22 protein-coding genes are annotated in these 21632 nt (G+C 59.6%); 18 read left to right on the forward strand and 4 right to left on the reverse strand.

Annotation, left to right across the window (positions count from 1 at the left end; genetic code table 11):
• Window positions 1-77 precede the first annotated feature (77 nt).
• The 5 genes from GA0061102_RS10190 to gyrB all read left to right on the forward strand — a co-directional run bounded on the left by GA0061102_RS10190 (window position 78) and on the right by gyrB (window position 5423).
• A complete protein-coding gene (locus tag GA0061102_RS10190; RefSeq protein ID WP_092846492.1) occupies window positions 78-779 on the forward strand; it encodes a Tim44/TimA family putative adaptor protein in 702 nt (233 codons plus the stop codon).
• Complete coding sequence (mltA, locus tag GA0061102_RS10195; protein ID WP_092846494.1) at window positions 776-1894, forward strand: murein transglycosylase A; 1119 nt, start codon at window positions 776-778, stop codon at window positions 1892-1894. The genes GA0061102_RS10190 and mltA overlap by 4 nt, the downstream gene beginning before the upstream one ends.
• Window positions 1894-2478, forward strand: a complete 585-nt coding sequence (locus tag GA0061102_RS10200; RefSeq protein WP_092846496.1) for a Smr/MutS family protein — start codon at window positions 1894-1896, stop codon at window positions 2476-2478. The genes mltA and GA0061102_RS10200 overlap by 1 nt, the downstream gene beginning before the upstream one ends.
• Window positions 2475-2840 carry a helix-turn-helix domain-containing protein gene (locus tag GA0061102_RS10205; protein ID WP_092846498.1) on the forward strand — a complete coding sequence of 122 codons (366 nt, stop codon included), beginning with the start codon at window positions 2475-2477 and terminating at the stop codon, window positions 2838-2840. The genes GA0061102_RS10200 and GA0061102_RS10205 overlap by 4 nt, the downstream gene beginning before the upstream one ends.
• Window positions 2841-2987: 147 nt before the next feature.
• Window positions 2988-5423, forward strand: coding sequence for a DNA topoisomerase (ATP-hydrolyzing) subunit B (gyrB, locus tag GA0061102_RS10210; RefSeq protein WP_092846500.1), 2436 nt, complete (start codon window positions 2988-2990; stop codon window positions 5421-5423).
• 135 nt (window positions 5424-5558) lie between these two features.
• Here the strand turns inward: gyrB and GA0061102_RS10215 are convergent, their stop codons facing one another.
• Both GA0061102_RS10215 and GA0061102_RS10220 read right to left on the reverse strand, forming a co-directional pair.
• Window positions 5559-6158 carry a nitroreductase family protein gene (locus tag GA0061102_RS10215; RefSeq protein ID WP_092846502.1) on the reverse strand — a complete coding sequence of 200 codons (600 nt, stop codon included), beginning with the start codon at window positions 6156-6158 and terminating at the stop codon, window positions 5559-5561.
• 81 nt (window positions 6159-6239) lie between these two features.
• The gene (locus GA0061102_RS10220) at window positions 6240-6539 is read right to left on the reverse strand and encodes a DUF2218 domain-containing protein (protein WP_092846504.1); all 300 of its coding nucleotides are present in this window, start codon (window positions 6537-6539) and stop codon (window positions 6240-6242) included.
• Window positions 6540-6696: 157 nt separating this feature from the next.
• On the opposite strand from GA0061102_RS10220, the gene GA0061102_RS10225 reads away from it, so the two are divergent.
• The 6 genes from GA0061102_RS10225 to GA0061102_RS10250 all read left to right on the forward strand — a co-directional run bounded on the left by GA0061102_RS10225 (window position 6697) and on the right by GA0061102_RS10250 (window position 13311).
• Window positions 6697-7650 carry a glutathione S-transferase family protein gene (locus GA0061102_RS10225; RefSeq protein ID WP_092846506.1) on the forward strand — a complete coding sequence of 318 codons (954 nt, stop codon included), beginning with the start codon at window positions 6697-6699 and terminating at the stop codon, window positions 7648-7650.
• A gap of 64 nt (window positions 7651-7714) precedes the next feature.
• Window positions 7715-9133: a pyridoxal phosphate-dependent decarboxylase family protein gene (locus tag GA0061102_RS10230; RefSeq protein WP_092846508.1), complete on the forward strand. Its 1419-nt coding sequence runs from the start codon at window positions 7715-7717 to the stop codon at window positions 9131-9133.
• 132 nt (window positions 9134-9265) lie between these two features.
• The gene (locus tag GA0061102_RS10235; RefSeq protein WP_092846510.1) at window positions 9266-10108 is read left to right on the forward strand and encodes a fumarylacetoacetate hydrolase family protein; all 843 of its coding nucleotides are present in this window, start codon (window positions 9266-9268) and stop codon (window positions 10106-10108) included.
• A gap of 300 nt (window positions 10109-10408) precedes the next feature.
• Window positions 10409-11686 (forward strand): polyhydroxyalkanoate depolymerase, encoded by a 1278-nt coding sequence (locus GA0061102_RS10240; RefSeq protein WP_092846512.1) that lies wholly within the window; start codon window positions 10409-10411, stop codon window positions 11684-11686.
• Window positions 11687-12011: 325 nt separating this feature from the next.
• Window positions 12012-12449 carry a DUF2852 domain-containing protein gene (locus tag GA0061102_RS10245; RefSeq protein ID WP_092846514.1) on the forward strand — a complete coding sequence of 146 codons (438 nt, stop codon included), beginning with the start codon at window positions 12012-12014 and terminating at the stop codon, window positions 12447-12449.
• Between the two features lie 100 nt (window positions 12450-12549).
• Entirely contained in the window at window positions 12550-13311 is a 762-nt protein-coding gene (locus tag GA0061102_RS10250) for a M48 family metallopeptidase (RefSeq protein ID WP_092846516.1), read from the forward strand.
• A gap of 153 nt (window positions 13312-13464) precedes the next feature.
• Here GA0061102_RS10250 and GA0061102_RS10255 read toward each other — a convergent pair whose 3' ends face one another.
• Window positions 13465-13896 (reverse strand): winged helix-turn-helix transcriptional regulator, encoded by a 432-nt coding sequence (locus GA0061102_RS10255; protein WP_092846518.1) that lies wholly within the window; start codon window positions 13894-13896, stop codon window positions 13465-13467.
• Window positions 13897-13985: 89 nt separating this feature from the next.
• Here GA0061102_RS10255 and GA0061102_RS10260 point away from each other — a divergent pair, with 89 nt between their 5' ends.
• The 7 genes from GA0061102_RS10260 (at window position 13986) to GA0061102_RS10290 (ending at window position 21229) form a co-directional block, all read left to right on the forward strand.
• Window positions 13986-14801, forward strand: a complete 816-nt coding sequence (locus tag GA0061102_RS10260; RefSeq protein WP_092846520.1) for an oxidoreductase — start codon at window positions 13986-13988, stop codon at window positions 14799-14801.
• Window positions 14802-14842: 41 nt separating this feature from the next.
• A complete protein-coding gene (locus GA0061102_RS10265; protein ID WP_092846522.1) occupies window positions 14843-15844 on the forward strand; it encodes an NADP-dependent oxidoreductase in 1002 nt (333 codons plus the stop codon).
• 143 nt (window positions 15845-15987) lie between these two features.
• On the forward strand, window positions 15988-16662 hold the full coding sequence (locus tag GA0061102_RS10270) for a phosphoribosylanthranilate isomerase (protein ID WP_092846524.1): 675 nt from the start codon (window positions 15988-15990) through the stop codon (window positions 16660-16662).
• Window positions 16659-17873 (forward strand): tryptophan synthase subunit beta, encoded by a 1215-nt coding sequence (gene trpB, locus GA0061102_RS10275; RefSeq protein WP_092846526.1) that lies wholly within the window; start codon window positions 16659-16661, stop codon window positions 17871-17873. The genes GA0061102_RS10270 and trpB overlap by 4 nt, the downstream gene beginning before the upstream one ends.
• Window positions 17874-17883: 10 nt before the next feature.
• Window positions 17884-18723: a tryptophan synthase subunit alpha gene (trpA, locus tag GA0061102_RS10280; protein ID WP_092846528.1), complete on the forward strand. Its 840-nt coding sequence runs from the start codon at window positions 17884-17886 to the stop codon at window positions 18721-18723.
• Between the two features lie 209 nt (window positions 18724-18932).
• The gene (gene accD / locus GA0061102_RS10285) at window positions 18933-19844 is read left to right on the forward strand and encodes an acetyl-CoA carboxylase, carboxyltransferase subunit beta (protein ID WP_092846530.1); all 912 of its coding nucleotides are present in this window, start codon (window positions 18933-18935) and stop codon (window positions 19842-19844) included.
• Between the two features lie 32 nt (window positions 19845-19876).
• Window positions 19877-21229, forward strand: a complete 1353-nt coding sequence (locus GA0061102_RS10290; RefSeq protein WP_245297966.1) for a bifunctional folylpolyglutamate synthase/dihydrofolate synthase — start codon at window positions 19877-19879, stop codon at window positions 21227-21229.
• A gap of 67 nt (window positions 21230-21296) precedes the next feature.
• On the opposite strand, the gene trxA is transcribed toward GA0061102_RS10290, so the two are convergent.
• On the reverse strand, window positions 21297-21617 hold the full coding sequence (gene trxA / locus GA0061102_RS10295; protein WP_015338194.1) for a thioredoxin: 321 nt from the start codon (window positions 21615-21617) through the stop codon (window positions 21297-21299).
• Window positions 21618-21632 lie beyond the last annotated feature (15 nt).

Genomic DNA, 21632 nt, shown 5'->3' on the forward strand with positions numbered 1-21632 from the left:
TCCGCTATTTGAATGATAGATCGATGCGGACTATATGGGGATTGAAACTTTAATTTTAACGGTGGTTCCAATACGAGATGGGTGCAAACGACTTTGTGACGATCTTTTTCCTGGTGGCGGCGGTGCTGATCTTCTTTCAGTTGCGCAGTGTCCTTGGTCGCCGCACGGGAAACGAGAAGCCGCCGCGCGATCTCTATGGCTCCGCTGATCCGGCAAACGGCCCGACGCCGCCGGATGCAGGCAAGGTGGTGACCTTGCCGCGCCGCGATGCGACCGAAGAGGAAGATCGTTTTGCAGCCGTGGACGCCTTCACGCCGGCCGGCACTCAGCTGAATAATTCGCTGCGCGAAGTCAGCAAGGCCGATTCTTCCTTCAACCCGAAGGAATTCGTCAATGGCGCTCGCACGGCCTACGAGATGATCGTCATTGCCTTCGCCGACGGCGACCGCAAATCTTTGAAGGGGCTTTTGTCCCGCGAAGTTTATGAAGGCTTCGACGCAGCCATCGCCGATCGCGAAGGCAAGGGCGAGAAGGTCAAGTCGACCTTCGTCGGCATCGACAAGGCCGATATCGTCACTGCCGAGGTGAAGGGGACCGAAGCTTTCGTCACCATGCGCATCGTCAGCCAGATGATCTCGGCCACCTATGACAAGGCCGGTGCACTGATCGATGGCGATGCGGAGGCTGTGGCGGAGATCAGCGATCTCTGGACCTTTGCCCGCGATACGCGTTCCCGCGATCCGAACTGGAAACTTGTGGCGACCGAATCCGAACAATGACGAGCCCATCGCAGGAATTCAGGCTGGAGCCGGCAACCTTCGCCGATCTGAAGGGCTGGAAGGACGACGATCCTTCCAGCCTTTTTCGCGCTATGAGGGACTGTCGGACCCATATCCGCAATGTGAAGCCCTATCGCACCGGCACAGCCGGGCTGACGGCCGAGGATCTCCTGACGCTGCTTGATGAGGCGGAAGGAAGCGAGCCGCAAGATGCGGCCGAGGCCCGCGCCTTCTTCGAAGAGCATTGCCAGCCCTTCTTCATCCGTCGCGGCGATGGCGGAAATGGTTTCGTGACGGCATTCTTTGAGCCGGAGATTGAGGTCTCGGCCATACAGGATGAAACCTATCGCTATCCGTTCTATCGGCGGCCGGACGATCTGATCGATCTGGACGATAGCAACCGGCCGGTGGATCTCGATCCGTCCTATATGTTCGGACGCCTCCGCGACGGGGCGATTTCAGCCTATCCGGACCGTGGCGAGATCGATCGCGGCTACCTTGAAGGCAAGGACCTGGAAATTGCCTGGGCGAAATCCAAGGTCGATGTCTTCTTCGTGCATGTGCAGGGTGCTGCCCGTCTGCGCTATCCGGATGGGCAGCTTGGTCGCATCACCTATGCTGCCAAGGCCGGGCATTCCTTCTCGGCGGTGGGCCGTTTGCTGATCGACCGTGGCTTGCTCGACCGCGCAACGATCTCCATGCAAACGATCCGCGACTGGCTTTATGCCCATCCGGAGCAGGTCGACGAAGTCCTCTCGCACAATCGCTCTTACATTTTCTTCCGCGAGGCCGATGTTAGCGATGAGACCCTCGGCCCGATCGCGGCCGCCAAGGTGCCCTTGGTAGCCGGTCGTTCGCTGGCGGTCGACCGGCTGATCCATACCTTCGGTTTCCCATTCTTCATCCGCTCGGAAAGCCTGAAGCATCTCGATGACGGCAAGCCGTTCGCCCGGCTGATGCTGGCGCTCGACACCGGCTCGGCGATCGTCGGACCGGCGCGCGGCGATATCTTTACCGGTTCGGGCTATGATGCCGGGGAGCTTGCCGGCACCGTGCGCAACGACGCCGATTTTTATATACTCATTCCAAAGGCGGCAGCGCGAAGGTTTGGCTGATGGCCCCGGAACGAAAGGACAAGGAGCGTAAGCTCAGCACGGAGGACCGCATCCTCTGGGGCAAGGTTGCCAAAAGCACGCGCCCCATGCCAGGCCGCATGGCGGATGTCGAGGCTTTCGAAGCGGCGCTGGCGGCTGAAGCCGAAGGCGAGGAAAGTGTCCGCGTCGCAAAGGCAAAGATAGCGCCCGTCACCTCGGAGGCGCAGGAAGCTTCGGCACCCGCAAAGCAGCCCGCTGGCCGCCATCATCCGCTGGAACGTCCCGTCAAGCGCAAGATCGCCAAGGGTCGGCTGGCGCTGGAAGCGCGCATCGATCTTCACGGTCTGATCCAGAGCGAGGCGCATGGCATGCTTCTGGATTTCCTTCTGCGAGCGCATGGTCGCGGTCTCCGGCATGTGCTGGTCATTACCGGCAAGGGTAGCTCCATGGGCAGCGAAGGCGCCCTCAAGCGTGCCGTGCCGCTCTGGTTTTCCAAGCCGGAATTCCGTTTCCTGATTTCCTCCTACGAGACTGCGGCTCAGCACCATGGCGGCGACGGCGCGCTCTATATTCGCCTCGCGCGCGCAAAGGGGGAGAAGCCATGACCCCCTTCGGCGAAGCGGTACGAAAGCTGAGATTGCGCAAGGGCGTCTCGCAGAAGCAGATGGCCGCCGCGCTGAATGTGACTCCGGCTTATTTATCCGCCTTAGAACACGGAAAGCGCGGCACGCCGACCTTCGATCTGCTGCAGCGTATCGCCGGATATTTCAACATTATCTGGGATGAGGCCGAGGAGTTGTTCCTGCTGGCACGATTTTCCGATCCGCGCATCGTCGTCGATACATCGGGGCTTGCGCCCGAATACACGGCCTTTGTCAACCGCTTGGCGGGCAAGATTCGTAACCTTGACGCCGCAACGATCCGAGAGCTAGATCGCGTTCTCGAAAATGGCGGGAAAACCGGCTGAAAAGCGCCTTAATCCCCTGCTTTATGCCTGACTTCGGGGCCTTCCATTTGGAAGTTCGGGGTGAAACATCCTATATTCAGGGAAAGAAAAACCGCTGATTCGGCCGCGATCGGCGAGATTCTCTAAACACTGGAAAGACTTCAATAAATGACCGATACATCCGTAACCGAAAACGGCGGTAGCGCCGAATATGGCGCAGACAGCATCAAGGTTCTCAAAGGCCTTGATGCCGTGCGCAAGCGTCCCGGCATGTATATCGGTGATACGGATGACGGTTCCGGCCTGCATCATATGGTCTACGAAGTTGTCGACAACGCCATTGACGAGGCTTTGGCCGGTCATGCCGATATCGTCACGGTTACCCTTAATCCCGATGGTTCGGTCACGGTTACCGACAACGGCCGCGGCATCCCGACTGATATCCACACCGGCGAAGGCGTTTCCGCCGCCGAGGTCATCATGACCCAGCTGCATGCCGGCGGCAAATTCGACCAGAATTCCTATAAGGTCTCCGGCGGTCTGCATGGCGTCGGCGTTTCCGTCGTCAACGCGCTGTCCGTCTGGTTGAAGCTGAAGATCCGCCGCCAGGGCAATGTCCATGAAATGAGCTTCACCCATGGCGTTGCCGACGCGCCGCTGAAGCAAACGGGCGATGCCGGCAATGCGACCGGCACGGAAGTGAGCTTCATGCCGAGCTCCGAAACATTCACCATGACGGAGTTCGATTACAGCACGCTGGAACATCGCCTGCGCGAACTGGCCTTCCTGAATTCCGGCGTCCGCATCCTTTTGACCGATAAGCGTCATTCCGACGTCAGGCAGGAAGAGATGCTCTATGACGGCGGCCTGGAAGCCTTCGTCGCCTACCTCGATCGCGCCAAGAAGCCGCTGGTTCAGAAGCCGGTGTCGATCCGCAGCGAGAAGGACGGCATCACGGTCGAAGTCGCGATGTGGTGGAACGACAGCTACCACGAAAACGTCCTCTGCTTCACCAACAATATCCCGCAGCGCGACGGCGGCACGCATATGGCCGGCTTCCGCGCGGCTCTGACGCGCCAGATCACCTCCTACGGCGAGTCATCTGGCATCACCAAGAAGGAAAAGGTGACGCTGACGGGTGATGATTGCCGCGAAGGCCTGACTGCCGTGCTGTCGGTCAAGGTTCCCGACCCGAAGTTCTCTTCGCAAACCAAGGACAAGCTGGTTTCCTCCGAAGTTCGCCCGGTCGTGGAAAGCCTCGTCAACGAAGCGCTCAGCACCTGGCTCGAAGAACATCCGTCTGAAGCCAAGGTGCTGGTCGGCAAGGTCGTGGAGGCCGCAGCCGCTCGCGAGGCGGCCCGCAGGGCGCGTGAACTGACCCGCCGCAAGGGTGCGCTTGATATCGCATCGCTGCCGGGCAAGCTCGCCGATTGCTCCGAGCGCGATCCAGCCAAGTCCGAAGTCTTCCTCGTCGAGGGTGACTCGGCAGGCGGCTCTGCCAAGCAGGGCCGTTCACGCGAAAACCAGGCGATCCTGCCGCTGCGCGGCAAGATCCTAAACGTCGAGCGTGCACGCTTCGACAAGATGCTGTCGAGCCAGGAAATCGGCACGCTGATCACCGCGCTCGGCACCGGCATCGGCAAGGACGAGTTTAACGCCGACAAGCTGCGTTATCACAAGATCATTATCATGACGGATGCAGACGTCGACGGTGCCCATATCCGTACGCTGCTGCTCACCTTCTTCTTCCGCCAGATGCCTGACCTCATCGAACGCGGCCATCTCTATATCGCCCAGCCACCGCTTTATAAGGTGGCGCGCGGCAAGTCGGTGCAATATCTGAAGGACGAGAAGGCGCTGGAAGAATATCTGATCGCGCAAGGCCTCGACGATGCCAGCCTCCGGCTTGGCAGCGGTGAAGTACGCGCGGGACAGGATCTGCGCGAGGTTATTTCCGATGCTCTGCGTCTGCGTACGCTGATCGACAATCTGCATTCGCGCTACAATCGCGATGTCGTCGAGCAGGCGGCGATCGCCGGCGCGCTCAATGCCGAGCTGGTCAGCGATCAGGCGCGGGCGGCTGTTCTGGTGGATGACGTCGCCAAGCGGCTCGACCTCATCGCCGAGGAAACCGAGCGCGGCTGGAGCGGCGTCGTGACGGGTGAGGGTGGTCTGCGTTTCGAGCGCACGGTCCGCGGCGTCAAGGAAGTCATCCTTCTCGACATGGCGCTGATCGGTTCCCAGGATGCACGCCTCATCGACCAGCTCGGCGTCCGCCTTAAGGAGACCTACGTCGTGCCGCCGAAGCTCGTACGCCGTGATGGCGAAACCGAGGTTTCCGGGCCGCGCAAGCTGTTGGAAACGATCTTCACCGCTGGCCGCAAGGGCCTGACCATGCAGCGCTACAAGGGTCTCGGCGAAATGAATGCCGAGCAGCTTTGGGAAACGACGCTCGATCCGAATGTCCGCACGCTGCTGCAGGTGAGGGTCAACGATGCGACGGATGCCGATGGCTTGTTCGCCCGGTTGATGGGCGACGAAGTCGAGCCACGGCGCGAGTTCATTCAGGACAATGCGCTGAACGTCGCCAATCTCGACATCTGATCTGGAGCATTTCCAGGAAAAGTGCGCAGCAGTTTTCCGTCCGGAACGCGTAAAGAAGCAAGAAAAGTTCTATTGCCAAAAAAAGAAAAAGGCCCGCCCGGATGCTCCAGGCGGGCCTTTTCTATTTATATCCAATTACTTGGCGATGAAGGTGCCGTTAAAGGCGAGTTCCGAAAGCGGCTTGCGCTGGCTTGGCACTTCGCGCTCGCGCAGCTTTTCCGGAAGCTGGTTCTTGTCGCCGACCTTGCCGATCGCAACGGCTGCTTCGACGCGGAAGCCGTCGGGGATGCCGAGGACTTCATAGGACTTTTCGACGTGGAAACCGGTCATGCCGTGCGCTTCGTAGCCGGCTAGATGTGCCTGGACTGCCAGGAAGCCCCAGGCCGCGCCTGCATCGAAGGAATGGCTATAGCTGGGCTTCTGTTCGGCCGAGCCAAGCTCGCCATTGTGGGTGCGGGAAATGACGAAAAGCAGCGCGGATGCGGACTTTACCCAGCCTTGGTTGAACTCGACCAGGACGCTCAGGAACTTGTCCCAGTGCTCCGAGCCGCGAAGGGCGTAAAGGAAGCGCCAGGGCTGCAGGTTCGAGGCGGATGGTGCCCAATGCGCTGCTTCCAGGATGGTCAACAGATCGGCTTCCGGCATACTCTCGTTGGAATAGGCGCGGGGTGACCAGCGGTCGAGAAAAAGCTTGTCGATGGGGTATTGGGATTCGCGGCTGTTGCTTGATGTCATTGGGGGCTTCTTTCGCTAGAGGGGGCCGGTTGCCGATCTTGGAAAATGAGATCGTGGGCGGCTGATAAACTGAAGGGTGGCTTACGCGGCGCTCGCGTCGGCGATCCAGACGAAGTCGAGTTCTTCACGGAAGGCGAAGCGCTTCAGATGATCGGCGACGACATTTTGCATGCGCTCAAGATCTTCGGACTTCTCGACATTCAAGGTCAGGATCAAGTTGGTGGCGTCCGCTGCCAATTCTAGAGATGTCTCAGGGCTGAACGGCACCTTGCCGGCGGTTTCGTTGAATTCCACCTCAAATTTGTGGCTCCAGTGCTTGCAGAGTTGCTGCAGATAGCGGCTGGCATGATCGGTTCTGACCGTAGAAACGGATTTCGCCATGGGATGCTCCAGTGAACTTGATCATAAGCTGCAGGTTTTCATACATAGCCGTATCCGCACGCGCCAGGTAGACAGTCTGTTTCAAGTTTGCGTTATTCCAGTGAAATTCTGTTCCGCTATGCTGTGAGCAAGAAGAAACGCGCGCGGAGACGGAAGCTTGCTGGTAAACGGGAAATGGACAGAAGATTGGCAGCCGGTCCAGGCCAAGGATGAGAAGGGCGGCTTCGTTCGCCAGACGTCGAGCTTTCGCAATTGGGTCACGCCCGATGGCCGGGCAGGTTCAACGGGCGAGGGCGGTTTCAAAGCGGAAGCCGGCCGTTATCACCTTTATGTTGCGCTGATCTGCCCCTGGGCGTCGCGCACCCTCATCGGGCGCAAGCTCAAGGGCCTGAAAGAGGCCATTTCTGTTTCCATCGTTGAGCCGGTGCTGTCCAAGCATGGCTGGCGCTTTGGCGATTATCCGGGCGCTACGAATGACGCCGTCAATGGCGTCACCTACATGCACGAGATTTATACGAAGGCCGATCCGGCCTTCACCGGCCGTGCCACCGTGCCGGTGCTCTGGGACAAGCAGACCGGCACGATCGTCAACAACGAGTCATCCGATATCCTGCGGATGCTGAATGACGGCTTCGGCGATCTCGCCCGCAATGACATCGATCTTTACCCGGCGGGCAAACGGGAAGATATCGACCGTTTCAATGCCCGGATCTATCCCGCCCTCAACAACGGCGTCTATCGTGCCGGCTTTGCCACGACGCAGATCGCCTACGAGGAAGCTTTCAACGAGGTATTCAACTGCCTCGATTGGGTGGAGGCGGAGCTGGAGGGCAGGGACTTCCTCTTTGCCAATCATCCCACTGAAAGCGATATCAGGCTGTTCGTCACCCTCGTCCGCTTCGATGTCGCCTATCATGGCCTGTTTAAATGCAATCTTCGCCGCCTCTCCGACTATGCCAATCTCCAGTCCTTCTGCCGTCGCATGCTTGATTGGCCGGGGATTGCAGAGACAGTCAGCTTCGATCACATCAAGCGCGGTTATTACTCGATAACGTCGCTCAATCCGGCCGGTATCGTGCCGCTCGGGCCCGCTCTCGACGAGCTGTTCTGATACTCGACCATATGCGAAAACCGGTCTAAGGTCCGCCTCGTTCGATAGAGCGGGGAGGACCGTCATGAATTGGGAAGAGTTCCGGCAGTGGTCGGAGAAGGCGGCAAATTGGGGCGTGGATTATCGCGCGTCGCTTCGGGACAGGCCGGTACGGGCGAAGATGGTGCCGGGAGAAATATCCGCGCATATCGCTGATTCTCCACCGGAATCCGGCGAAGCCATGGAGGATATCTTCAAGGATTTTGAGGATATCCTTGTTCCCGGGATGACGCATTGGCAGCATCCGCGCTTCTTTGCTTATTTCCCTGCCAATGCGGCGCCGGTCTCGGTGATCGCCGAATATCTGGTCAGCGCCATCGCCGCCCAGTGTATGCTCTGGCAGACATCACCGTCCGCCACCGAATTGGAAACCAAGGTGGTCGACTGGCTGCGCCAAGCCCTCGGCCTGCCGGAGAGCTTCACCGGCGTCATACAGGATTCGGCGTCGACAGCAACACTTGCGGCCGTTCTCGTGATGCGCGAGAGAGCACTGAACTGGCAGGGCAACAGCGGCGGGCTTGCAGCCAACAAGGCTGTGCGCATCTATTCCACCGATCAGGTTCACACCTCGATTGATCGCGCCATCTGGATTGCCGGTGTCGGCGGCGAAAATCTGGTGCGCATTCCCTCGGGTGGCCCCAGCAACGCCATGGACCCGCAGGCGCTTGTCGCCGCGATAGCGCGCGACCGCGCAGCCGGGCTGCTGCCGGCCGGCGTGATTGCCTGCGTTGGCGGCACCAGTGTCGGCGCTTGCGATGACATTGCCGCGGTTGTCGATGTCGCGCATGCAAACGGGCTCTACGTGCATGTGGACGCCGCCTGGGCCGGTTCGGCGATGATCTGCCCGGAATTCCGCGAGCTCTGGCAGGGTGTCGAGCGGGCCGATTCCGTCGTCTTCAACCCGCATAAGTGGCTTGGCGCTCAGTTCGATTGTTCTGTCCAGTTCGTTCGCGAGCCGGACGCGCTTGTGCGGACGCTCGCGATCCAGCCGGAATATCTGCGCACTCATGGCCATGACGGCATCATCAACTATTCGGAATGGTCCGTGCCGCTCGGCCGCCGCTTCCGTGCGCTGAAGCTCTGGTTCCTCCTGCGTTATCACGGGCTGGAAGGACTGCGGACGATGATCCGCAACCATGTCGCCTGGTCGCAGAATCTGGCTAAGCGTCTTGCCGACGAACCAGACTTTGAGATCGTGACGCAACCGTTCCTGTCGCTGTTCTCTTTCGATCACAAGGCACCCGCCGGTGTCGATCAGGAGGAGCATACGCAGCGCCTGATCACGGCGATCAACAATGACGGTCGAATCTACCTGACACAGACCCGCGTCGGCGGTCGGTTCGTCATTCGTTTCCAGGCTGGTCAGTTCGAGGCGACGGCTGATGATATCGATACGGCTTTCGACGTCATCGTCGAAATCGCCAGATCGTTGCCATCGTCCTAGAAAAGCTGTTGTTCCGGTGCCGCAAGGCGGGACGTGTTATGCTCTTCGAAATCGATTGGTGACACTGGTGAATAATTCGTTCATATATGGTAAAGCCAATCTCATCTTTGAAAATGCAGGGAAGGAAAATCCATGAAATTGTTGCGTGTTGGCGAAGTCGGCAGGGAGAAGCCGGCGCTTCTCGATAGCGACGGCAAGATCCGCGATCTCTCCGCCCACGTCGCCGACATCGGCGGCGAGGCCATTTCGCCGGCAGGTCTTGCAAAGATCGCGGCCCTCGATCCCAAGAGCTTGCCCGAACTGGCGGAAAGTCGCCTCGGCGCTTGCGTTGCCGGCACCGGCAAGTTCATCTGCATCGGCCTGAACTTCTCCGACCATGCTGCCGAAACCGGCGCTACGGTGCCGCCGGAGCCGATCATCTTCATGAAGGCAAGTTCCGCCATCGTCGGCCCGAACGACAATGTGCTGATCCCGCGCGGATCGGAAAAGACCGATTGGGAAGTCGAGCTCGGCGTCGTCATCGGCAAAAAAGCGAAATATGTCAGCGAAGCCGATGCGCTTGACTATGTCGCCGGTTACTGCGTTTCCCACGACGTCTCCGAGCGCGCCTTCCAGACCGAGCGTTCGGGACAGTGGACCAAGGGCAAATCCTGCGACACCTTTGGCCCGATCGGCCCCTGGCTCGTCACCAAGGACGAGATCGCCGATCCGCAGAATCTCGGCATGTGGCTCAAGGTCAACGGCAAGACGATGCAGAACGGCTCGACCAAGACCATGGTCTATGGCGTTGCCTACCTGGTCTCCTATCTCAGCCAGTTCATGTCGCTGCATCCGGGCGACGTCATCTCCACCGGCACGCCTCCCGGCGTCGGCATGGGCATGAAGCCGCCGCAGTATTTGAAGCCGGGCGATGTCGTCGAGCTTGGCATGGAAGGCCTCGGCACGCAGCGCCAGACCTTCCTGGCCGACGCATAAGATGTACGGCTCAGGAACTTTAACTTTTTGAGATCAATGTTGATGCCGGAGAAGCGATTCTCCGGCATTTTTTTACAGAAAGAACTGTCCGCGGTTATGTTGCTCTGCAGCAAAAGCTGCTAGGTTGGATAATAAGAGCTTAAAGGATGAGGATCGCGCCCGAGGAGCCGTGATCATCCGTCTGCATGGCGTGACTGGAGGAGCGCTGCAGTGAAAGCACCGACACGCGAGGCGCGTGCATTTCAATGACGAGGTGATTTGCGAGGTTGCGTACCCGCATCACGAAAGGCAAAGCCACCCATGTTTTATCAGTTTTATGAACTCAATCACGCCGCTCTCGCACCTTTTCGCGCCGTGGCCGACATGATGCGTCTGGCCTATGCCAATCCGCTTAATCCCCTCTCGCACACGGTGTTCGGCCGCACGTTGACGGCAAGCCTCGAGGTTTTCGAGCGCACGACAAGGCGCTACGGCAAGCCGGAATTCGGGCTCAATGAGACGCTGATCGAGGGTAAGCCGGTATCCGTGTATGAGAAGATCGTCTGGAAGAAGCCCTTCTGCAATCTCATCCATTTCGAGCGCAGCCTGCCAGCCGGCCACGGCACGGATCCGCGCATCCTGATCGTCGCGCCGATGTCGGGTCACTATGCCACGCTGCTGCGCGGCACCGTCGAAGCCCTTCTGCCGGGTGCTGACGTCTACATCACCGACTGGATCGACGCTCGCATGGTGCCGATGACCGACGGTACTTTCGATCTGGAAGATTACATCGATTACGTCATCGAGATGCTGCATCACCTTGGGCCGGACACGCATGTCGTCGCCGTGTGTCAGCCGTCGGTGCCGGTTCTGGCGGCCGCTGCCGTCATGGAAGCGGCGGGCGATCGTCTCGCGCCCTCGTCGATGACGCTGATGGGGGGGCCGATCGACACGCGCATCAATCCGACCGCGGTCAACCAGCTCGCCAAGGACAAGCCGCTGGAATGGTTTGCCGACAATGTCGTCATGAACGTGCCTTGGCCGCAGCCGGGCTTCATGCGCCCGGTCTATCCCGGCTTCCTGCAGCTTTCCGGCTTCATGTCGATGAACCTCGACCGCCATATGATCGCCCACAAGGATTTCTTCGTGCATCTCGTCAAGAATGACGGTGAGCCGGCCGAGAAGCACCGCGATTTCTACGACGAATATCTGGCCGTCATGGATCTGACGGCGGAATTCTATTTGCAGACAGTCGATCAGGTGTTCATCAAACACGCGCTGCCCAAGGGCGAGCTTATGCATCGCGGCCAGCGCGTCGATCCCACCGCCATCCGCAACGTCGCGCTTCTGACTGTCGAAGGCGAGAACGACGATATCTCCGGCGTCGGCCAGACGCATGCGGCGCAGACCATCTGCACCAACATTCCCGACCATATGCGCATGCACTATCTGCAGCCGGATGTCGGTCACTACGGCGTCTTCAACGGCTCGCGCTTCCGCCGCGAGATCGCGCCGCGCATTCTGGCCTTCACGCGCGAGCATGCCCGCACTGGCCGACCGGTCGTCAAGCGGGTCATCAAGGGTGGAAAATCAGCCTGATAAGCATGATCCCAAAAAGCGCGAAGCGGTTTTTGGATGAGATCATGCAAAATCAAATGGCGTCCTAGCAGCGCAAAAGATTAGCTTTTGTTGAATTATCCGGGCGGATTCAAACACTTGTCCGATTCCGCTCGGCGATGCCATTGAAGCCTCACGAAGAGGTTACCATCTCGATTCCAGCGGTACCGCAGAGATCGGGCCGTTTACCGCGCCGCGCGTCCTTGGAACGCGCTGAGATGCAGGTAGAGCTTTAAAAACCGCGCAGAAACCTTTCCGTCGATCGGTATCGGTCGGAGGGCGGTGCGCCGTGCGAGGATACCTGACAATGAACCAATCTGCATTGCTTCGCCCGGATTGGACTCCGGCTACTATTGCCCTGATGGTACTAGGCTTCGTGGTCTTCTGGCCCCTCGGCTTCGCCATGCTCGCCTATATTCTCTTCGGGGAACGTTTGCGGGAGTTCAAACGGGATGTGAACGACAAGACCGACGGCATGTTTGCCGGATGCGGTCGCCATCGTAATCGCTATCGCCATTCCTACTCCACCGGCAACGTCGCCTTCGACGACTGGCGCCGGGCAGAGCTTGAGCGCCTCGAGCAGGAACGCCGCAAGCTGGACGAAATGCGCGCCGAGTTCGACGCCTATGCCCGCGAGCTGCGCCGCGCCAAGGACCAGGAGGAGTTCGACCGTTTCATGCGCGAGCGCAACAGCGTCAAGCGCAATGACAATGGCGGCTCGCCGACCGAATTCCAGACGCCGTGATGGGCTGCGAGAGCAACCGCGTCATATAGTCGAAACCGGCATCGGACGATGCCGGTTTTTCTTTGCCAGATATCAGCCCGAATCGTATAAAACTGCCTCCATGTTTCCGCTTCTGTCCAGATCCCGCAGACCTCCAGCCAAGCCACCCGCGCCGGAAACGCGCACCTTGGACATCGCTGGCCGACTGATGCCGTTGACCATTCGCCAGCATGAGCAGGCGACGCGGATCACGCTTAGGATCGAACCTGGCGGACGGGCGCTGAAGATGACCATTCCGCGCGGTCTTGCCGCCCATGAGGTCAATGCCTTCCTGGACCGGCACCAGGGCTGGCTTCTGACCAAACTGGCGAAGTTTACAACAGACAGCAGCCTGCGTGGTGGCAGCGAAATCCTTCTGCGCGGCATGCGCCACCGGATCGAACATACCGGCACCCTGCGTGGTCTGACCGAAGTGGTGACCTTGGACGGGCTGCCAGTGCTGCGCGTCAGCGGCCTGCCGGAACATGCCGGTCGCCGCATTGCGACCTTCCTGAAGAAGGAAGCCCGCGCCGATCTGGAAAAGCTCGTGGCGGCGCACGCCAGGACAATCCGCGCCACCGTCTCTTCCATCACCATGAAGGATACCCGCAGCCGCTGGGGTTCATGCTCTTCACAAGGAAATCTGAGCTTCTCCTGGCGCATCGTCATGGCGCCGCCGCTGGTGATCGATTATCTCGCCGCCCATGAGGTGGCGCACCTAAGAGAAATGAACCACGGCCCGCGCTTCTGGGCGCTCTGCCGCAAGCTCTGCCCCGATATGGACGAGGCCAAGGCCTGGCTGAAGCGCCACGGGAGCCAGCTGCACGCGATCGATTTTGATTGAGCAATTTGAGCCGATGGAAGGCCGTTGAAACTCCATTATTCCATCGTCGTTATCGCCGGTCATTTCCGCAGTTCGGATAGCTGGCGACAGTTTTGAGCCGATTGGGCTCTGCTCCTAAGATAAAGGCTTCCGGCACATTTCGCGTGATGTGGCTCATTCGGGTGCAGCGATGCGAATTCGCCGTGTGCCGATCGGAGCGCCCGTTGCACGGTCGATCATGACGGGATCAATCTCCGTTCCGGTCTCGGCGTCGAAGAACCGGGTTACGCCATCTGTATTGCGGTGCTTTCGCCCCCACGCTCCAATCGCGAAAAGCACAGGCAGGAAGTCCCGGCCCGCTGCAGTCAGCACATATTCCTCTCGCGGTGGTCGCTCCGAATATCGCCGCCTCTCCAGCAGTCCATCTTCCGTGAGCGCGGCAAGCCGACGAGTCAGGATCGTAGGAGCGATGCTGAGGCTCTTGCGGAACTCATCGAAACGGGTGAGCCCGGCATGGGCGTCCCGCAGGATCAGCATGCTCCATGCGTCCCCCACCAGCGCGAGGCTGCGGGCGATCAGGCACGGCTGGTCTGAAAGATTTTGCATGTTAGTATCTTTTTGATAGTGACTTAGTTTCGAAACGATAGTAACATAATTTCCATTGGTGTTCCACGACAGAATGAAAGCTGTGACAGATGAGCAAGACAGAACGCGGCGTCGCCCTGGTTACGGGCGCTTCTTCCGGCATTGGGCTGGCGACGGCACAGGCACTGAGCCGCGACGGTTACCGGGTGTTCGGAACCAGCCGGAAACCGATGGCCGACACCTCCGATGGCGTAGTGATGCTGGTCTGCGACGTCACCGACGAAGGATCCGTGCAAAGTGCGGTTGATGATGTTCTGATCCGCGCAGGGCGAGTTGATCTTCTGGTCAACAATGCTGGGATCGGGTTGCTCGGTGGTGCAGAGGAATCTTCCGCCGCGCAGGCAAAGGCTTTGTTTGACGTGAATGTCTTCGGCATCGTGCGTCTGACGAATGCGGTATTGCCTGTGATGAGACGCCAGCGAAAAGGCAGGATCATCAATCTGAGCTCCATTCTTGGACTCATCCCAGCCCCCTTCAATGCCCTCTACGCATCGACCAAGCACGCGATCGAGGGCTATTCGGAATCGCTCGACCATGAGGTGCGAACGCAAGGCATTCGCGTCGTGCTGGTCGAGCCTGGTGTCACCCGCACCTCTTTTGAAGAGAATCTTACGCGCGCGGATCAGCCGCTTACCGTTTACGACACCGTTCGCGCCGATGCGGAAAAGCTGATGCGAGAGATCGTCGAGACGGGAGACGCACCGGAAGTGGTTGCCGCCACGGTCGTCAAAGCGGCCAACGTGACATCGCCGAAAAGACGTTACACGGCAGGAAGGGCGGCAGGCCAGGTCCGCTTCATACGTCGTTTTCTGCCCGAATCATTCGTCGACAAGAATCTTCGCAAATTCAATCGGCTTCCCGCCTGAGCCCCTGATTGTCGCAATCTCAGAAACGAAAGCTAGTTCTCATGAAAGCATTTCTGATCGATCGCTATGCGAAAGGTGGTGCTCTGCGGCTCGGCGAAAGTCCCGCGCCGGACTTGCGGGATAACGACGTGTTGGTAGAGGTTCACGCTGCCAGCGTGAACCTCTTGGATGCCAAGATCAGGGACGGGGAGTTCAAGCTCATCCTGCCGTACCGCCTGCCGCTGATTCTCGGCAACGATGTAGCGGGTGTCGTCGTCCGGGTCGGATCCAAAGTCCGGCACTTCAAGCCGGGGGACGAGGTCTATGCCCGTCCGGGCCAGGATCGCATCGGCGCCTTTGCTGAGTTCATCGCCATGAACGAGGCTGATGTGGCGATGAAGCCTAAAAATCTGACGATGGAAGAGGCGGCATCGCTACCCCTCGTCGCCTTGACGGCCTGGCAGGTACTTGTCGAGCGAGGCGGTTTGAAGAAGGGGCAGAAGGTTCTGATCCATGCCGGCTCGGGCGGCGTGGGGACGATTGCCATCCAGCTCGCCAAGTATATCGGTGCGCATGTGGCGACGACGACGAGCACAGCCAATGTCGATCTCGTCAAGAACCTTGGAGCAGATGTTGTCGTCGACTACAAGAAGGACGATTTCGAGAAGGTCTTGAAAGGTTACGACGTTGTGCTGAACAGCCTAGGCAAGGATACGTTGGAGAAATCACTCCGAGTGTTGAAGCCAGGAGGAAAGCTCATCTCGATCTCCGGTCCGCCGGATCCCGAGTTTGCCAGGGAGAATGGTTCAGGCTGGCTGCTTCAGCAGGTCATGCGCCTGCTAAGCTCCGGCATCCGGAGGAAATCAAGGCGTCATGGGGTCGGCTACTCGTTCCTTTTCATGACGGCGAACGGAGAGCAGCTTGGGCAGATCGCGTCTTTGATAGAAGCAGGAGCCCTGCGGCCCGTCGTAGATCGGGTCTTTCCGTTCGAGAATGTCAACGAGGCATTGGTCTACGTGGAAACCGGTCGAGCCAAGGGCAAAGTCGTGATCGCGGTGAAGTAAGGGGTGAGCTGTTGCTTCAGCGGATATTAGGTGCGCTTTAAGCCGAAAAACCCATGCCGCCCGTTGCATTCGGACAATGTAAAAATCCCGCCAACGTCGCCTTTAGGCTCGACTCTTTCGAAATTTCGTGTCACTCCGCTGCCATGAACCCCGATGTCAAAATTTGTGGTCTGAAGACGCCGGAAGCGGTGGATCGTGCTCTTGAGCGCGGCGCCACTCATATCGGCTTTATCTTCTTCGAAAAGAGCCCGCGCTATATCGAGCCCGATCTGGCCGGCCAGCTGGCGGAGCGCGCGCGCGGCAAGGCAAAGATCGTTGCCGTCACGGTCAATCCCAGCAATGACGATCTCGACGAGATCATGGCGCTGGTGAAGCCGGATATGCTGCAGCTTCATGGCAATGAAAGCCCGGAACGCGTGCTGACAATCAAAGCGATCCATAACGTCGCCGTCATGAAGGCCATGTCAGTGCGCGACGCCGACGATCTGAAGCGGGTGGAATCCTATATCGGCATTGCCGACCGCTTCCTGTTCGATGCCAAGCCCCCGGCCGGCTCTGTGCTGCCGGGCGGAAACGGCGTATCCTTCGATTGGAGCCTGATGAGCTGGCTCGACGATCGCGTGGACTACATGCTCTCGGGCGGCGTCAACAAGGATAATGTCGCGCTGGCGCTTGCCTCCACCAAGGCCACCGGCATCGATCTTTCCTCGGCCGTCGAAAGCGCGCCGGGCGTGAAGGATCTAGGCAAGATCGACCAGTTTTTTGACGCTTTTGCAGAAGCATGCCTGCCGGAACCGGCAGCAGGGAGTAGAAAGTGAACCAGACGCCTAAACCCAATTCCTTCCGCGCCGGCCCTGATGAGGACGGTCGTTTCGGCATTTATGGCGGTCGTTTCGTTGCCGAAACGTTGATGCCGCTGATCCTGGACCTTCAGGAGGAATGGAACAAGGCGAAGGATGATCCGGCCTTCCAGGCGGAATTGAAGTCGCTCGGCACGCATTATATCGGCCGCCCGAGCCCGCTTTATTTCGCCGAGCGCCTGACGGCCGAGCTTGGCGGCGCCAAGATTTATTTCAAGCGCGAAGAGCTCAACCACACCGGCTCGCACAAGATCAACAATTGCATCGGCCAGATCCTGCTCGCCAAACGCATGGGCAAGACCCGCATCATCGCGGAAACCGGCGCCGGCCAGCATGGCGTGGCGTCGGCGACCGTTGCGGCGCGCTTCGGCCTGCCTTGCGTCGTCTACATGGGCGCGACCGATGTCGAGCGCCAGGCGCCGAACGTCTTCCGCATGAAGCTGCTGGGCGCCGAGGTCATTCCGGTAACCGCCGGCAGCGGCACGCTGAAGGACGCCATGAACGAGGCGCTACGCGACTGGGTCACCAATGTCGACGATACCTATTACCTGATCGGCACGGCCGCCGGCCCACACCCCTATCCGGAAATGGTCCGCGATTTCCAGGCCGTGATCGGCACCGAAGCCCGCGCGCAGATCCTGGAGGCCGAAGGCCGCCTGCCGGATCTCGTCATCGCGGCCGTCGGCGGCGGTTCGAATGCGATCGGCATCTTCCATCCCTTCCTTGATGACGCAAGCGTCAAGATCGTCGGCGTCGAAGCCGGCGGTAAGGGCCTGCAGGGCGATGAGCATTGCGCTTCCATCACCGCCGGCTCGCCCGGCGTGCTGCATGGCAATCGCACTTATCTGCTGCAGGACGGCGATGGCCAGATCAAAGAGGGTCATTCGATCTCGGCTGGCCTCGATTATCCCGGCATCGGTCCGGAGCATTCCTGGCTGAACGATATCGGCCGCGCCGAATATGTTCCGATCATGGACCATGAGGCGCTGGAAGCCTTCCAGACGCTGACGCGCCTCGAGGGCATCATTCCGGCGCTCGAGCCGAGCCATGCGCTCGCCGAAGTGATCAAGCGCGCCCCGAAAATGGGCAAGGACGAGATCATCCTGATGAACCTCTCCGGCCGCGGCGACAAGGATATCTTCACCGTCGGCAAGATTCTGGGAATGTGAGTTAGACGCCATGACCACACGTATGGACAAACGCTTCGCCGCTCTGAAGGCTGAAGGCCGCCCGGCACTCGTCACCTATTTCATGGGCGGCGATCCCGACTACGAGACCTCGCTCGGCATCATGAAGGCGCTGCCGGAAGCCGGAGCCGACGTCATCGAACTCGGCATGCCTTTCTCCGATCCCATGGCCGACGGCCCCGCGATCCAGCTTGCCGGCCAGCGCGCCTTGAAGGCGGGCCAGACGCTGAAGAAGACGCTGCAGCTTGCAGCCGATTTCCGCAAGACCGACGCCGATACGCCGATCGTGATGATGGGTTACTATAACCCGATCTACATCTACGGCGTGGAAAAGTTCCTCGATGACGCGATTGCCGCCGGCATCGATGGCCTGATCGTCGTCGATCTGCCGCCGGAAATGGATGACGAGCTTTGCATTCCTGCCATCCGCAAGGGCATCAACTTTATCCGCTTGGCAACGCCCACCACCGATGACAAGCGCCTGCCGACGGTTCTGAAGAACACGTCCGGTTTTGTCTATTATGTCTCGATGAACGGCATCACCGGTTCGGCCTTGCCGGATCCGTCGCTGGTCTCGGGCGCCGTCAAGCGCATCAAGCAGCATACCGAGCTGCCGGTTTGCGTCGGCTTCGGCGTCAAGACGGCCGAGCACGCCAAGCTGATCGGCGCTTCCGCTGACGGCGTCGTCGTCGGCACCGCCATTGTCAACCAGATCGCCACCAGCCTTACCAAGGATGGCAAGGCGACGGCTGACACTATCCAGGCCGTCGCGACGCTTGTCCGCGGTCTGTCGACGGGAACGCGCTCTGCGCGCCTTGTTGCCGCCGAATAGTTTCCCCATATAGGCCTTTCGGCAATTCCCTGCGGATTGCGAAAAAGGCCGATGGGCATTAGAGCAATTCCAGGAAAAGTGCACAGCGGTTTTCCGCCCGGAATTGCGAGAAAACAAAGAGCTGGAATAGTCGGCGCTTCGATGAAAAGCCGGACCGTTCTAGGTGACGACGACGATATCGATGAATTTGGTCGATTAGGAGTTTCGAATTGAACTGGATCACGAATTACGTTCGCCCGCGGATCAACTCCATGCTGGGCCGTCGCGAGGTTCCCGAGAATCTCTGGATCAAGTGCCCGGAGACCGGCGAGATGGTCTTCCACAAGGATCTGGAAGACAACAAGTGGGTCATTCCTGCCTCAGGCTTCCACATGAAGATGCCGGCCAAGGCGCGCCTTGCCGATCTCTTCGACAAGGGTGAATACGAAGCCCTGCCGCAGCCGAAGGTGGCGCAGGACCCGTTGAAGTTCCGCGACTCGAAGAAATACACCGATCGCCTGAAGGACAGCCGCGTCAAGACCGAGCAGGAAGACACGATCGTCGCCGGCGTCGGCAAGGTTCGCGGCGTGAAGCTCGTTGCCGTCGTGCACGAATTCAATTTCATGGGCGGTTCGCTCGGCATTGCCGCCGGCGAAGCCATCGTCAAGGCATTCGAGCGGGCGATTTCGGAGAAATGCCCGCTGGTCATGTTCCCGGCCTCTGGCGGCGCACGCATGCAGGAAGGCATTCTGTCGCTGATGCAGCTGCCGCGCACCACGGTTGCCGTCGACATGCTCAAGGAAGCCGGCCAGCCCTATATCGTTGTGCTGACCAACCCGACGACCGGCGGCGTCACCGCCTCCTACGCCATGCTGGGCGATATCCACCTGGCCGAACCGGGTGCGGAAATCTGCTTTGCCGGCAAGCGCGTCATCGAGCAGACGATCCGCGAGAAGCTGCCGGAAGGCTTCCAGACCTCGGAATACCTGCTAGAGCACGGCATGGTGGATATGGTCATCAAGCGCCATGATATTCCGGACACTCTTGCCACGCTTCTGAAAATCCTGACGAAGGCACCGGCAAACGATGTGTCCGCCAAGAGCAAGAACGGCGCTGCGCTGCCGGTAGCGGCGAGCGCCTGATATCATTGACGGCCGAAAGGCGGAGGTGCGGGATGACGGCTATGGATCAATCCGCAATGAGCGAGGCAGCACGGGAGATCGAGAAGCTGTTGGGGCTGCACCCCAAGGGCTTCGATCTCTCTCTGGAGAGAATAACCCGGCTGCTCGATATCCTCGGCAACCCCCATAAGAAATTGCCGCCGGTGATCCATGTCGCCGGCACCAACGGCAAGGGATCCGTGACGGCCTTCTGCCGCGCGCTGCTCGAAGCAGGCGGCTACAGCGTGCATGTCCACACCTCGCCGCATCTCGTCAATTGGCATGAGCGTTACCGGATGGGCGTCAAGGGCGGTCGCGGCGCGCTCGTCGACGATGCCGTTTTCGCCGATGTGCTGCGTCGCATCGCAGAAGCCAATGGTGGCCAGAAGATCACCGTCTTCGAGATCCTGACGGCTGCGACCTTCCTTCTCTTTGCCGAGTACCCGGCCGATGCCGCAGTTATCGAAGTTGGCCTCGGTGGCCGCTTCGATGCGACCAATGTCATTTCCGATCCTGCCGTTTCGGTCATCATGCCGATTTCGCTCGATCACCAGCCCTATCTCGGTGATCGCGTCGAGCTGATCGCTGCTGAGAAGGCCGGCATCATGAAGGCCGGGCACTCCGTTGTCATCGGTCATCAGGAATATGACGCCGCGCTCGATGTGCTGATATCGACGGCGGAGCGGCTTCGCTGCCCGACTGCCGTTTTCGGCCAGGATTTTTCCGCCCACGAAGAATATGGCAAGCTCGTCTATCAGGATGAGTTCGGCCTTGCCGACCTGCCGCTGCCGCGTCTGCCCGGCCGCCACCAATATGGCAATGCTGCTGCCGCCATCCGGGCCGTCAAGGCCGCTGGCTTCGTCGTCACCGAAGCGATGATGGAAAAGGCGATGACCTCGGTCGAATGGCCGGGGCGCCTGCAGCGGTTGACCGAAGGCAATCTGATCTCGCACGCGCCCGAAGGCGCGGAGATCTGGGTCGATGGTGGCCACAATCCCGGCGCCGGCGAAGTCATCGCCGAGGCCATGGCCAGTTTCGAAGAGCGCCAGCCGCGGCCGCTCTTCCTGATCATTGGCATGATCAATACCAAGGATCCGGTCGGTTATTTCAAGGCTTTCGTCGGTCTTGCGGAGAAGGTTTATTGCGTGCCGATCCGCGCCAGCGATGCCATGATCGATCCGGTCATTCTGGCGAATGCCGCCTATGATGCCGGTCTGGTGGCGGAGCCGATGTCGACTGTCGGCGACGCGCTGGATGCGATCAAGGCCCTTGCGGCGCCGACCACGCTACCCCCACGCATCCTAATCGGCGGCTCCCTCTACCTGGTCGGTGATGTGCTTGCCGATAATGGCACGCCGCCGCGATAATCAGATCGAGATCAATAAAAAGCCCGGTCGAGCCGGGCTTTTTTAATTCATGCGATCGATACCGAGATCAGGCTGCGCTGGAGATCCAGTTCTGCAGGGCCGTCTTGGGAGCGGCGCCGACCTTGATGTCAGCGACTTCGCCGGCCTTGAACATGGCAAGCGTCGGGATCGAGCGAACGCCGAACTGGGCGGCCAGTTCCGGATTCTCGTCGATGTTGAGCTTGGCAACCTTGACCTTGCCTTCGAACTGCACGGCGAGCTCTTCAAGAGCCGGGGCGATCATCTTGCACGGACCGCACCATTCGGCCCAGAAATCAACGACGACAGGCTCTGCAGACTGCAGCACTTCGGTGGCGAAATTAGAGGTATCGACTTTAACGGTAGCCATAGGCTGCTCCTTACC

Origin of the sequence: Martinezella miluonensis (assembly GCF_900094545.1) — a bacterium.
Taxonomy (GTDB): Bacteria; Pseudomonadota; Alphaproteobacteria; order Rhizobiales; family Rhizobiaceae; genus Rhizobium; species Rhizobium miluonense.

Excerpts from the sequence above, each read along its gene's own strand:
- mltA (WP_092846494.1), top strand. The coding sequence starts at position 776 with ATGACGAGCCCATCGCAGGAATTCAGGCTGGAGCCGGCAACCTTCGCC.
- GA0061102_RS10260 (WP_092846520.1), top strand. The coding sequence starts at position 13,986 with ATGAGCAAGACAGAACGCGGCGTCGCCCTGGTTACGGGCGCTTCTTCC.
- GA0061102_RS10200 (WP_092846496.1), top strand. The coding sequence starts at position 1,894 with ATGGCCCCGGAACGAAAGGACAAGGAGCGTAAGCTCAGCACGGAGGAC.
- GA0061102_RS10265 (WP_092846522.1), top strand. The coding sequence starts at position 14,843 with ATGAAAGCATTTCTGATCGATCGCTATGCGAAAGGTGGTGCTCTGCGG.
- GA0061102_RS10245 (WP_092846514.1), top strand. The coding sequence starts at position 12,012 with ATGAACCAATCTGCATTGCTTCGCCCGGATTGGACTCCGGCTACTATT.
- GA0061102_RS10270 (WP_092846524.1), top strand. The coding sequence starts at position 15,988 with ATGAACCCCGATGTCAAAATTTGTGGTCTGAAGACGCCGGAAGCGGTG.
- GA0061102_RS10190 (WP_092846492.1), top strand. The coding sequence starts at position 78 with ATGGGTGCAAACGACTTTGTGACGATCTTTTTCCTGGTGGCGGCGGTG.
- GA0061102_RS10215 (WP_092846502.1), bottom strand. The coding sequence starts at position 6,158 with ATGACATCAAGCAACAGCCGCGAATCCCAATACCCCATCGACAAGCTT.
- GA0061102_RS10205 (WP_092846498.1), top strand. The coding sequence starts at position 2,475 with ATGACCCCCTTCGGCGAAGCGGTACGAAAGCTGAGATTGCGCAAGGGC.
- trpA (WP_092846528.1), top strand. The coding sequence starts at position 17,884 with ATGACCACACGTATGGACAAACGCTTCGCCGCTCTGAAGGCTGAAGGC.
- GA0061102_RS10220 (WP_092846504.1), bottom strand. The coding sequence starts at position 6,539 with ATGGCGAAATCCGTTTCTACGGTCAGAACCGATCATGCCAGCCGCTAT.
- GA0061102_RS10290 (WP_245297966.1), top strand. The coding sequence starts at position 19,877 with ATGACGGCTATGGATCAATCCGCAATGAGCGAGGCAGCACGGGAGATC.
- GA0061102_RS10240 (WP_092846512.1), top strand. The coding sequence starts at position 10,409 with ATGTTTTATCAGTTTTATGAACTCAATCACGCCGCTCTCGCACCTTTT.
- gyrB (WP_092846500.1), top strand. The coding sequence starts at position 2,988 with ATGACCGATACATCCGTAACCGAAAACGGCGGTAGCGCCGAATATGGC.
- GA0061102_RS10250 (WP_092846516.1), top strand. The coding sequence starts at position 12,550 with ATGTTTCCGCTTCTGTCCAGATCCCGCAGACCTCCAGCCAAGCCACCC.
- GA0061102_RS10255 (WP_092846518.1), bottom strand. The coding sequence starts at position 13,896 with ATGCAAAATCTTTCAGACCAGCCGTGCCTGATCGCCCGCAGCCTCGCG.
- GA0061102_RS10230 (WP_092846508.1), top strand. The coding sequence starts at position 7,715 with ATGAATTGGGAAGAGTTCCGGCAGTGGTCGGAGAAGGCGGCAAATTGG.
- GA0061102_RS10235 (WP_092846510.1), top strand. The coding sequence starts at position 9,266 with ATGAAATTGTTGCGTGTTGGCGAAGTCGGCAGGGAGAAGCCGGCGCTT.
- trxA (WP_015338194.1), bottom strand. The coding sequence starts at position 21,617 with ATGGCTACCGTTAAAGTCGATACCTCTAATTTCGCCACCGAAGTGCTG.